Source organism: Solibaculum intestinale (assembly GCF_040096205.1).
Taxonomy (GTDB): Bacteria; Bacillota; Clostridia; order Oscillospirales; family Acutalibacteraceae; genus Solibaculum_A; species Solibaculum_A intestinale.
In genome coordinates, this window is record NZ_JBBMFD010000037.1 from 1 (window position 1) to 11,324 (window position 11,324).

16 protein-coding genes are annotated in these 11,324 nt (G+C 52.9%); all 16 read right to left on the reverse strand.

The window, feature by feature from the left end:
* Window positions 1-596, reverse strand: a 596-nt coding sequence (locus tag WMO26_RS12750) for a hypothetical protein (protein WP_349220955.1), incomplete at its 3' end; no start/stop codon positions are given.
* A gap of 1 nt (window position 597) precedes the next feature.
* On the reverse strand, window positions 598-1,005 hold the full coding sequence (locus WMO26_RS12755; protein WP_349220956.1) for a hypothetical protein: 408 nt from the start codon (window positions 1,003-1,005) through the stop codon (window positions 598-600).
* Window positions 992-2,401: a hypothetical protein gene (locus tag WMO26_RS12760; RefSeq protein WP_349220958.1), complete on the reverse strand. Its 1,410-nt coding sequence runs from the start codon at window positions 2,399-2,401 to the stop codon at window positions 992-994. The genes WMO26_RS12755 and WMO26_RS12760 overlap by 14 nt, the downstream gene beginning before the upstream one ends.
* Window positions 2,402-2,531: 130 nt before the next feature.
* The gene (locus WMO26_RS12765) at window positions 2,532-5,867 is read right to left on the reverse strand and encodes a phage tail tape measure protein (protein WP_349220960.1); all 3,336 of its coding nucleotides are present in this window, start codon (window positions 5,865-5,867) and stop codon (window positions 2,532-2,534) included.
* 64 nt (window positions 5,868-5,931) lie between these two features.
* Window positions 5,932-6,201 carry a Txe/YoeB family addiction module toxin gene (locus WMO26_RS12770; RefSeq protein ID WP_349220962.1) on the reverse strand — a complete coding sequence of 90 codons (270 nt, stop codon included), beginning with the start codon at window positions 6,199-6,201 and terminating at the stop codon, window positions 5,932-5,934.
* Window positions 6,195-6,443, reverse strand: coding sequence for a type II toxin-antitoxin system Phd/YefM family antitoxin (locus tag WMO26_RS12775; protein WP_349220964.1), 249 nt, complete (start codon window positions 6,441-6,443; stop codon window positions 6,195-6,197). Before WMO26_RS12775 ends, WMO26_RS12770 begins: the two co-directional genes overlap by 7 nt.
* A 122-nt stretch (window positions 6,444-6,565) precedes the next feature.
* A complete protein-coding gene (locus tag WMO26_RS12780) occupies window positions 6,566-6,898 on the reverse strand; it encodes a hypothetical protein (RefSeq protein WP_349220966.1) in 333 nt (110 codons plus the stop codon).
* An 84-nt stretch (window positions 6,899-6,982) separates the two neighbouring features.
* Entirely contained in the window at window positions 6,983-7,570 is a 588-nt protein-coding gene (locus tag WMO26_RS12785) for a bacteriophage Gp15 family protein (protein ID WP_349220968.1), read from the reverse strand.
* A complete protein-coding gene (locus WMO26_RS12790; protein ID WP_349220969.1) occupies window positions 7,567-7,935 on the reverse strand; it encodes a DUF6673 family protein in 369 nt (122 codons plus the stop codon). The genes WMO26_RS12785 and WMO26_RS12790 overlap by 4 nt, the downstream gene beginning before the upstream one ends.
* 13 nt (window positions 7,936-7,948) lie before the next feature.
* Window positions 7,949-8,455 carry a hypothetical protein gene (locus WMO26_RS12795; RefSeq protein WP_349220971.1) on the reverse strand — a complete coding sequence of 169 codons (507 nt, stop codon included), beginning with the start codon at window positions 8,453-8,455 and terminating at the stop codon, window positions 7,949-7,951.
* Between the two features lie 2 nt (window positions 8,456-8,457).
* Window positions 8,458-8,901, reverse strand: coding sequence for a hypothetical protein (locus tag WMO26_RS12800; RefSeq protein ID WP_349220973.1), 444 nt, complete (start codon window positions 8,899-8,901; stop codon window positions 8,458-8,460).
* Window positions 8,885-9,274 carry a hypothetical protein gene (locus tag WMO26_RS12805; RefSeq protein ID WP_349220975.1) on the reverse strand — a complete coding sequence of 130 codons (390 nt, stop codon included), beginning with the start codon at window positions 9,272-9,274 and terminating at the stop codon, window positions 8,885-8,887. Before WMO26_RS12805 ends, WMO26_RS12800 begins: the two co-directional genes overlap by 17 nt.
* Window positions 9,275-9,628 (reverse strand): DUF6751 family protein, encoded by a 354-nt coding sequence (locus tag WMO26_RS12810; RefSeq protein ID WP_349220976.1) that lies wholly within the window; start codon window positions 9,626-9,628, stop codon window positions 9,275-9,277. It lies immediately after the preceding gene.
* 2 nt (window positions 9,629-9,630) lie between these two features.
* Window positions 9,631-9,996 carry a head-tail connector protein gene (locus WMO26_RS12815; RefSeq protein WP_349220978.1) on the reverse strand — a complete coding sequence of 122 codons (366 nt, stop codon included), beginning with the start codon at window positions 9,994-9,996 and terminating at the stop codon, window positions 9,631-9,633.
* Window positions 9,997-10,009: 13 nt separating this feature from the next.
* Window positions 10,010-10,867, reverse strand: coding sequence for a N4-gp56 family major capsid protein (locus WMO26_RS12820; protein ID WP_349220980.1), 858 nt, complete (start codon window positions 10,865-10,867; stop codon window positions 10,010-10,012).
* A 3-nt stretch (window positions 10,868-10,870) separates the two neighbouring features.
* A partial coding sequence (locus tag WMO26_RS12825; protein WP_349220982.1) for a phage scaffolding protein occupies window positions 10,871-11,324 on the reverse strand: 454 nt, incomplete at its 5' end.

Below are 11,324 nucleotides of genomic sequence, written 5' to 3' on the forward strand. Positions count from 1 at the left end.
AAATACCGCAGTGCCAGCTGTTTTTCCTGGGTGAGCGGTCTGGGCACGCAGGGCGTCGCGCTTTCCCCGAGCTCCAGCTTGACCCAGTTGATCGTGCCGCCCCCGGTTAGCTCCACCGTGGCAGCGTTGGTGGCGGAGGCGCTGAATACATAGGTTTTTGCATGCTCCACGCCGTTCACCGACCAGGACAGCGTCACGGTCTTGCCGTTGAGCAGCTTGGCGCCCTCAATGGGCTGGGAAACCTGCACGGTTCCGGCCGCTTGGATGGCCATGCCCCCATCCTCTACCCGGGATACCCTAATATCGCCGTCTGACAGGTTTTTGACCCACCAAAGGGTAGCCGTGTACCCGCCGGAGGTATATGCCCCGGAAAAGGATGTGCCCTCGTCCCACAGCCGGAAGTGGCTGTCCAGAAGTAGGTTGTTGTTCGGCAGGATGTTGATGGCGTCGATGATCTTGTTCATTTCCGCCGCCGAAAACGGCGTGCCATCTGGGTCCCCGTCAGGAAACACGCTCTCGAATTCATAGGTAGTGTCGCTGAGCTTGTCGTGCGCTTGCACGCGCTTGGTGTTGGTAATCCATTGATCTAATGCCATATTAGCCCCCTTGTGTGATGGTTAAAACCCAAACAATGTTGATAATGCCGTTCGTGCTTTTTTCTATGTCAACAAGCGCGCGGGAAAGCAAAGTATCCCCCGCAAAAACACCCATTTCAGACGCTGCTAAACCGCCAGCCGTGCCCGTGAGGTTCAGCAATGCGGTTGTAGTTGCCCCTATTTGGGTTAGTTGGGTAATCGGCCAGCGCCGAGTTTCCTGTTCCAAGGCAGTGTCAGACGCCCGAGCCGGCTGGGTACCGGACCCGATTGCAATATGCGTTGGCTTTAGGGATATCGCTGCTTTCCCAACAAATAACCCCCGTAGTATATCCAGGGCTACATTGGAGACGACACCGGTGTAAGTCTCGTCGCCAATCCGCGCGCTTGCGGCCAATTTAAGTTGCGGCATAATAATCACCTCCCCACGTCCATGGCTGCCCGTCGTCTGCATAGCAGATGAACGGGATGAACACTCGCCCGGATGCGTACAAAAAGATGTCATCTGAAATCGTAGCGGACGAAACCACCACCTCTGTGTCCCGGATCGCTGTAGGCCCGCTGATGTAGTCTTCCAGCGTCTTACCGTAGCTGGTAAGCAGTCCTGCGTTTTTCAAAGTGACTTGTGTCCATGTGCTCCCATCCAGGTTTATTGTGCGCTCTGTGATGGTATAGTCCCCGACGATATGTGCGCCAGGGAAATTCATTCGCCAGACCGTAAGCGGCTGCGCTAGATTCCAGTCATCTATGCAACATTGGATTTGTTCTTCCGGCGCGGCGTTGGCGTACATCTGCGTCACAGCGTATTCGATCAGCCCGGCCGCATTGTCTATCCGGTCATTCTGGTCGATGCTCTCAATCATACCGGAGGTGCCTGTTCTTGCCTTGATCTCTTCGATCAATCCCTGATTTGCTAGCCGTATTCGCAGCTGGAAACGACCTCGGTATTGGACCTCTATCGCCTCGCCGCCCGTCAACTTCGGCTCGTAATTGGAATTTAGTTGGATATCCGCGCTATTGTAGCTAAACAGCCACTGCTTACTGTTGTCGTCGTTATTCAGTCCGGCCACACCTACAGGAGCGGGCACCCCGTCCACGGCGATAGCAGGCAATTCGATGATGGGCCAACTGACGGTGATTTTGCTATCCCCCGCCCGGTAAACCAACGCTTCTGTCTGCGGGTCGGTGACGCCAGTTGCCCCCGTGACGGTTTGGACCGTGCGCAGGTTGTACGACTCCACCGACTTCTGCAAATCCCACATGCGTGGTGGAGACATCACGGGAAAGTCCTCCGGTAAAACAAAGCGAAACCGAAAGGCCTTGAATACCGGCGTATCGTAAAATTTGTAAGGCGTGACGGCAGGTACTGCGCCATCCGTGCCCGCGTAAAATGCTAATGGGACAGACGTGCCGCCCAAATATTCCCGTAGGGTGCTTGCCGGGTTTGCGTCTACCGACCATACCGCTCCTACCAAACCGGCCAGTTCGTCCAAGACGGCGGTGACCGTCATATCTGGTGCTACGTAAGTTGTTTTCGGGAGGTTGTATAGAGCGGGGGAAACGGTGGATAGAGAGATGTTTTCAGCCGCGAGGATGCGGTCGTAAATTTCCATCACAATATCATAGATACTCGCGTTTTCCCACGCCTTGTTGACATACCGGCGGGATAGTAACGCAGCCATGTTGGTGACTTCCAGCGCATAGTCTACGATGTTGCTGTAAGGAGAGTACACGGGGGATTGAGGGCATCCGATCACGCCGCCGAATAGCAATTGCCCCTCATCATCAAACAGATACAGCGTATCCAACGCCTGGGGCTCCGGTAGCCCGTGTATATCCACATGGACAGAAGAGGTGTCCGCGGCTGCGGCATGGTCGGTGATGGTAAGCGGGGCCAAAAGTGGGTACTCGATTTTGTTGATAAAGCACCGTATCTTCTTACCTTCCGTACGTCCTCACCGTCCTATCCCAATTTGCCATAACCACCTTACCGATCTGCCGCCCATCCGCTTCCACGCGGGCGCCATTCAAGCCCTGCCGCACGGCGTTCTCAATCCCGGCTGTATTCATTCCCAAGGTCATGCCCCCTGCCGCCGCGCCTCCAAGGCTGGCGGAGAGGCTGTATCTTTGGGCCGCAACGGCTGCCTTCATTTTGGCTACCATAGCAGATACATCCAGCTTGGGAGAGAAGCGTTTGAGAAAGCCGGCGGCGGTCTTGTCAGCCTGCTTATATAGTTCGGGCGATTCATCCTTTACGCCGATTTCGCCGCCCTCGATAGCAAGCCCGAATATACGCTTCATAGCCTTGGATGGTGATTGCTCTTCCAGGCCGCCGGTGATACGCTTCAAGAAATCTTTTACCAAATTTGTTCCGGCGTTAAATAGTGACGCGGCCATTCCGCTTATTCCCTCGATAGCCCCTTTTATTGCATTTTCAAAATCTTTTTTGGTTTCTTCGGGCAAGTGGTCGAATGCGCCTAAAAAGGTATCGGATGCTTCGTTGGCCTCTATCGACAGCTTGCCTCCCGCTTCGTCTGTTTCAATCACCAAACCGCCCCACGCCTTGGCTTGCTCCTTTGCGAGATCAGTCATATCCTCGCCCATTTTGTCATAAATTCCATCTAACTCTTTTTGATGCCTGTTATTTTCTTCCTCAATAAGTCCATTATAGTGCTCGTTCCATGTCTGGCTGGCTGCGATTTTCTGACTTTTGGTTAAAAAAGCGTTATTGTCTATTTCCTCCAGTTTAGCATTTCTTTCATTCTCAATTCTCTGCAATTCATTAGAATGGTTCTGGTTTTCTGCCGCCTCTTGATCCTGCAGCTCCCTTTGCTTTTCAAGCCACGCATTAAATTCATCCGCACGTTGTAAGTAGCCTTCCTGCCACTGGGTAACGACGGCGGCACACTGTTCTTTTGCCGTTTGAATGGCGCGGTCTCTATCCTCTTCCGCCTGTTTTTTTCGTGTCTCATATTCAGCAGCGGATATTGCACCTCTATCCTTGTAAGCTTGCTCGAGCAGCGCAAGTTCCGCCACGTATTGTTGCTCGGCCAGATCTATAACAGCGTCGCGTTGCTGCTTGACGGTGTTTATCTGCTTCTTTGCTTGCGCAAGGTACTCGCTGCTGGTGCCCTCGAAAGTCCTAGCTTCTTCAATAGACACATTCTGAACGGTTTCGAGCTTACGAAGCTGGACGTCCAATTGCTGCTTCGTAAGCTCATTTAGCTGGTCAAAATATTCACCCAGTTGTGTGATTTCCTCGGCGGTATACCCGCGCCGCTCTTTGGCCGCCGTTCTGCAAATAGTCGTAATGCCGTCTTGGACCGCTTGCATGTTATCTGCCAAGGCTTGCTGGGCTTCGGCCGTGGTAAACATGGTATCGTCAAAGGCATCCAAATAGTCCCCGGCCTGGGATAAACTGCTGTGAAAATTAGCAATTCCCTCTCCGATGTCCGAAAATGAGTCGGAGAGCCCGGAAAAGCTTTCGTTGTATCGGTCGGTAGATTCGGTAGCTTGATCTGTTGTTGCCCACAAGGTGCCTAAAGCAGTGGCTAATCCTCCGACTAAACCAATAACAATGCCGATCGGATTTGCACTCATAGCGCCATTTAGTGCCAGTTGTGCAGTTGTTGCGCCCTGCGTTGCAACAGTAGCAAGCCCCAGAGCGGTCTTTAAACCGGTCACCCAGGTAGTAATACTCTTGACGATAGACATTGTTTTAAGGGCAGCCACAATACCCGTAACGAGAGGCAAGAGGATGTCCAGATTATCCGCCAGGAAATCCACCGCTTTTGCCAACGGCGGAAGAAGAGCCTTTGCCAAATTCGTGACGACCTTCCCCAGGTTTTGCAGGGTGGTTCTGACGGTGTTGATTGCTGAACGCAAGCCGCCGTCCTGGAAGGATTTTTTGAGAATGTCTATCGTTTCTTTAACCGGTTTCTGGATCTCTTTAGGCAAAAGCTTAACTAGACCGTTCACCAAAGCGGAAACGATATTTTTCGCAGCCGTCAATAGCTTATCCTTATTGTCTGCAATGCCCTGTATAAACGACTGGACGAAGTTTACTGCTGCATCAATCATCTTGGGGGCCTGCTCGGCGGCTTTCACCGCCAGCTCCCCGAAGATGTTGCCAGCCTCCATGACTGCCGCTTCAAGGCCACCGCTTTGAAAAGCCTCGGTGATTTGATTGACGTATTCTACACCTTTCAGGGCCGCTTCTTTCAGCGGGGTTTGTAGTTCCTCGTATATTTCCAGGCCCAGCGTTTCCACGCTGCCGGACAACTCCTCTATAGCGCCTTTGAGATTGTCCTGCATAGTTTCCGCCGTAGTTTTGGCGGCGCCGTCTGCCCCATTGATCGCAGCAGTCAGCTTGTTAAAATCGCTCTCACTGGCGTTGACAATAGCCAGCATGCCGGACATGGCCTCCTGGCCTGCAATGGTGGCGGCATAGTAGGTTTTTTCGCTGTCACTTAGTTTAGAAAAGCTGGTGCGGAGATCGCCGATGACATCATCTAGGGGGCGCATGGACCCGTCTGCGTTGGTCATGCAGATGCCCAGCTCTTCCATGGCTCCGGCCACTGCATCTGTAGGCTTGACAAGTCGAGTCAACATACCACGCAGGGAGGTGCCCGCCTGTTCGCCCTTGATGCCTGCGTTGGCCATAAGACCAATAGCTACGGCGGTATCCTCGATACTGTATTTCATGGCTCCGGCAATCGGGGCGACATATTTGAAGGTGTAGCCCATTTTGCCGACGTTGGTGTTTGAGTTACTGGCAGCCGCGGCCAATACGTCCGCGAAATGGCCGCTGTCTTTGGCCTCCATACCAAAGGCGGTCAATGCATCGGTTACAATATCGGACACCATGGCCAGGTCCTCGCCGGACGCAGCGGCTAAGTCCATGATTCCTTCGATGCCGTTGAGCATATCCTCGGTTTTCCAACCAGCCATGGCCATATAATTAAAAGCCTCGGCGCTCTCCGTGGCGCTGAACTTGGTTTTCGCGCCCATCTCCTTGGCTTTCTCGGTAAGCGCATCCAGCTCCTCGCCCGTTGCGCCGGAAATCGCAGCCACCTGCGACATACCAGCTTCGAAGTCCGACCCAACCTTTATGGCAAATCCGCCCGCTGTTGTCAGTGCGGCGCTGACTGCTCCAATTGCCGCTGTAGCCGCCGTGAGGCCGGTTTTTGCAATGCTGCCAAGCTTAGATACCCCAGATTTAAAACCGTCCGTAACAACACTGGTATCAAATTTTAAAGTGCCGTCATATGCCAAAGTATCACCACCTTAATAAGGGCATAAGAAAAGCGCACCCCGTTTGGAGTACGCTTTGTCTTTCTTAATATTCGTAGTGCGACCACATGCTGATGATTTTAACCGTTTGTTCCGGTTCGTAGACCTGGTAAACAAGTCGGTGCTGTACGTTAATCCGCCGGGAATAAGCGCCCGCCATATCCCCGACCAGTTTTTCATAGGGCGGCGGATTTTGGAAAGGGCTTTGCTTGAGTACATCAATAAGTTTTTTGACCCGTTCGTCCAACTTTGCGGATTTTAAAAGCGGAATCTGTTTGACCGCCGTTTTTGTATAGACGATCTTATACACTACCATTCCACCTCATCTTCGGAAACGCAGTTCTTCAAAGGCTCTTGGAGGCCGTCCAAAATCTCTTTTTTCACGCGCGAGTCAGCGGACAAATGGAGGGTTTCCATCAGACCGTTGTATTCCTCCTCGCTCATGATGACCGCATTGCCGTTTTTGGTGCTGACATTGATAATGTCGTTGTATTCCACCGCCTGATTAACATACTCAAACATGTTTTTGCGAAAATTTGTGATGTTGGTGTTGGTCATAATCTCGCCTCCTTTTCTAGTACATGTACATTATAGCGTACATATTTAAAAATATCAAGAGGCAAACAAAAAATATTTTCCCAAAAGAAAACCACGCCTCAAAAATGGGGGCGTGGTTAATTTTATTTTAATCCGTGATTTTCCATTGATATAACGCCGTCTCCAAGGTGATTAAAACCATGGTCATAAGTATAATCGGCTTTATATACTATAATTGCATATCCGGACTTTTCTCCTTGATATTTATATGTATAAGTGTATACTTGACCGTCTTTTGTTTCCCCTATTTGCTCTCCGTTTCCGCCAACAATTTTCTTCACTTGACTTATTGACATTCCGGTATCGATTTTCTCATACTCTTCTAAACTAATCCCTTCTGGGCCAATTCCTGAACAGCCCGCCAAACAGCTACACGCCAGAACCGCTGCCAAAAACACCGCAAACAGCTTTTTCATTTTTATACCCCTTCCTTCAAAGTGATTGATTTCAACAAAATATTACCACAATATCCCTGGTTATACAATGGATAATTTGGAAATTCACAAAAGACCGCTGACGTCACCGCCGTTTAGCAGAGCTTCTTCGATGGCCGACAGCTTCTCGCGTTCGGATTGAGGGAGGGGGATGGCAAATTGCTTCTTCATGCGGCGGTAGAATTGCTTTTGATCCTTTGACATCTGCGGAGTGATCTCCATGGACCGATAGCCCATGATCTCGACAATGCGGTTGTCGGATTTAAGCCCTTGGAACATGGCTTTAAATTTCCACCAGTGCAGGGAGCCTACAGCCTGCAAGTCCACACCATACTGGTCCAAAAACGCCGCGTATATGTATTCGTCGTCATGCGCAAAGGAGTAGATAGGCCCGCCATTACCGGAGCCGCCCTTCCCGGGCTCCGAATCCTTCCCGGCCGCGTAAAACCACAGCAGCCGGTCTACCGCCTGGTCGATTGCTGCAGGAACCTGGGGATAGTAAATCTCCAACGCCTTGCCGATCTTTTCCTCGTCCGGCAGACTCCCGGCCATCATCTCTTCGAAGCGGATGGAGGCGCGGAAATCCCAGTTGATCGGGACCTCCGCGCCTTGGATGCTTACGGTTGTCGGGGCCGGATTGGTGAGCAGGTTCATTTTTTTGCTCTGCGCGCGGCGCGGTTGCCGCCGTATTTGGCTTTTGCCGTCTTTGCCATCTGCTCAATTTCCTTTTTCTTTTCATTGATGCCCTCAATTAGCTCCTGGAAGGATTGCAGGGCCAGTTTCAGATTCAGCGTTCCATCGAAGATACCTGCCGCCGCGCCCTCGCCAAACAGCGTGTCAAAGCATTCCGCCACCGTTTCGCACTGGCCTCGGATTGCTTTTGCAAAGGACATGCCGTCTTTTTCCTTTTCGAGGGCCGCCATTTTCTCAACGACCACATTCATAGCTCGCTCGTATGCATCCGCTTTATCCACATCAAAAATATCGTAATCCAATTCCTTGCCGTTTACCGTAAACATCGTATTTCCTCCCTTACACTTCTGCCCCAGCCTCGGTGAAGGTCTTGGTCTGGGTGTTGAACTCGCCCTCTACAAAGGTGCCCACATTGTTCAGGTTCCCGGTCACCTTGATGGCTTCGCCGCCGGCGCCTGCGCAGGAAGCCACCTCTACCGCTACTCTGAATTTGCGGGCCTTGTAAGTGTTTTCCTTGCTGGCTGCTGGTTCAAAGAGTTCCACACGGATGTAATCCCGCTCTGCATCAGCGCCGGTCAGCTCGTCCCGGCCGATCTTGTAAAGCTCCATGACCGCCTTTTCGGACTTAATCAGGTCCGTGTCGAAGGGAAACTGGGGCTGATAGCCTTTGATGGTACTGGACGCTGCCTTGTCGTTGACATAGGTTTTGGTGTCCAACTGCGCCGCCGGGTTTTCGTCCAGGGTGTTTACCCCTGCGCCCAGCAGTTCAAAGGTCGGGTCGCCGCCCGTGCCTACAACGCCAAGATAATCCGCTACCTGGTAGCGCATAATGGTCTGATTTGCCATGATCATGCCTCCTGATAATATTGTAGCCTGCATTGGATTTGGTACTTTCCAACGTCAGGCCCTGTCGTAAAGAGATATCCGGTGCTCTGCGCCTCGATTTTCTGCGCCTCTTTGCCGTCCGGAAGGATGGGCAAGTTTCCCGCGCGCGTCTGCTGCTCCATCCAGGCGGCCAGGTTTTCGTAGAAACCGCTGTTGGCTAGGTTTTGCAGCACATCGGGGGCATAATCCTCCACCGACCGGATCACAAACAGGTACTGCCGGATGGTGCCTCCGCCTACATACCATTTCACCACCTCGGTGGCCGGTGTGGTGTCGATGGAGTATTCCACCCCATGCTCGGGCAGGTAATCTACATTGAGCTTCCGGTTGCCCATCAACGGGCAGTCGATAAAGTAGTTGTAAAGCGCCTCGATAATGGTATACGGCGCGCTATTTGCAACCTCCAAGCTTCTTCGCCCCCCTCAAAATCTCGTCTTTGTGGTCAATTTTCATCCGCTCGAACCACTGCCCGCCTCGCTGCGCGTCATAGGAGCGGCTGGTGGACGTATGGTAATACTGCTTTGCGGCATAAGGCGCAAGGTAATTGACCTCGCCGGAACCGATGACGGTTCCCAGGGTGCCGGACTTGATGAGCATGCCGGTTTTTATGGGCATATACGGCGCGTCCAGCCGCAATACTTCACTGTCCACAAACTTCTGCACGCGGGAAAACCCTTCGCTGCGCTGCGCGCCGAAGTTTTGATTCCAGACCAGTTTCGCGCTGGATTTACCGTCGGTAAAAACCGCGCCGCGCGGTGTCTCAATCTTAATTCCGGCCATCTATCTTCCCTCGATCCGCCAGTGCTGCAGGGCAGGAGCCCCGCGCCGGTTATCCTGCACGCGGGTCACCACAAAGCAGCGCCCTTGGTATTTGCGGGTAAGAGCAGTAGCCCCCGTAGGAGCGTCTTGTGCCTCACCCTTGATGACGATATCACCCGCAGCGGCTGTTATAACATCCTGTGTTGGGATACGCACGGTATACGTGTCTGCCGTCAGCAACCCGCTGTCTGCCACCGTCACGGCCTGGGAGCCGTACCAGCTGCCCGTATAAACCACCCGCGTCCAAACGTCCGCCCGCTTTGTCTCATCGTAGCTGCGGTGATAGAGCGTGATAGGTTGGCCAGCAACCAGCATCCTTACACCCCCGCATACCGCAGCGGGCTGGACCGGGGAAGGTACAGGTCCGCTGCTGCCAGTTTATCCGCCGAAAACTGCGCGCTCGTGGCTGCGTCATCGGCATAGCTCTCGCTGTACCCGTCGTTACTGACGCTTTTGAGTCCATCGGCCCGAGAGGCACGGGCGGCACGATACCGCCCGACTACCTCCGCCACTGCGCACACCGCCATACGCACCTCATCCGTTACCGGAGACCCCTCCCGCAGTCTCTGGCAGGTTAGCAGGTCGATGTATGCCTCCGCCTCGCGCGCTGCAGCGGGCCACTGATCTGGGGCCAGCTGGCTGCCGCGAAAGGTCTCATAATAGTAGCTGTAGGACGTATACATGTATGAGCCTTCCTTACTTTTTAAATTTTGCCAAAACCACTTTTGCCTCGTTGGTCAGCGCGACAGTATAAAATTTGTCCGCCGTAATCTCGGTTGTGCGGCTACGCGGCTTGCGCTCCGTCTCCACATTGGTGTCACGCTTGAGGTAAATGGTCATTGCGGGAAGCTCATCCTCGGTCTCGTCATCCTGCTCGAGCTTAACAATCGGGCAGGTGTAGTACGCACTGCCGCTGTCCAGCGTCACCTTTTTGGAGGGGACGATACGGGTGTTCGCAATCTTGCCAATCTCACCGGATACCATCACGCCGGACGTGTACTTGTCAGCGGACAGGAAGTTGGCGTCCTTTCGCAATTGGGTAACCTGCTTGGGATTGATAAACATTACCTTTTCGGTGTTTACCTCCTCTTCAAATAGGTCGATGGCGTCCACGATACCGTTATAGGCGATCTGGGCGGCGGAGCCGTCATAGGTAAGAGTAGCGGTCATCAAGGCATCCATAGCGTCATTGTCCAGCTTGGACGCGATGGACATAGCTAACTGGTTGTTGGCCTCCCCGACTGGGTTGCCATAGCCGGAAAGCACTGCCTCATCCGTCAGGCCGACGCCCTTCATAGCCTTCTTGATGGTCGCCTGCTTAGTCGCGGTAGACATTTTCTCGATGGTAACCTCGGCGCCCTCCGCCACATCTGCCGCATCTCCAATGTAGCTGTACGACGGGACGGTAATGGTGTCACCAGGAACGCCCTGCAAGGTGCTATCCACCTTTGCAAAGGGCGCCACCCGGATTTTCTTCGGAATTTTCGCGGAGATCATGTCCGCCATAACTTCGGGGTTAATCAGTTCTGCGAGTTTCGTAATCACATCTGCCATACATTATTGCTCCTTTTTGGTTAATTCTTGGTATAAATTCGGATTGCTTTTTTTCAGCGCCAGGCGAGCCATATAGCCCATTTTGCCAAACGCCTCTTCGGTCGTTTGAGTGGGCGCCACGCCTCCAGTGGGCCGAACCACCTCCGGCGCCTTCTTGTCGCTCTCGAACAGGTAGCTGTTTTCCGCTCTGACCTTTTCGATCTGCTCTTTCAGGCCGACAATCTCCTCGCCGTTAAGCTTGAGCGAATCCAAATCCAGAAGCGCCTTGACCGCCTTGGCATTTTTGGCCTTTGCGCCTGCCAGGGCATTGGTCAAAGCAAAATCGAACTGCATAGCCTGCGCCTTCTCTTCGGCATCCTTCTGCGCTTTCTCAAATTTTGATTTGTAGTCGTCGGCCGCTTTGCGGATGCCTTCAATGTCCATGCCCTTGAATTCATCAATCTGTTTGTTCGCCGAT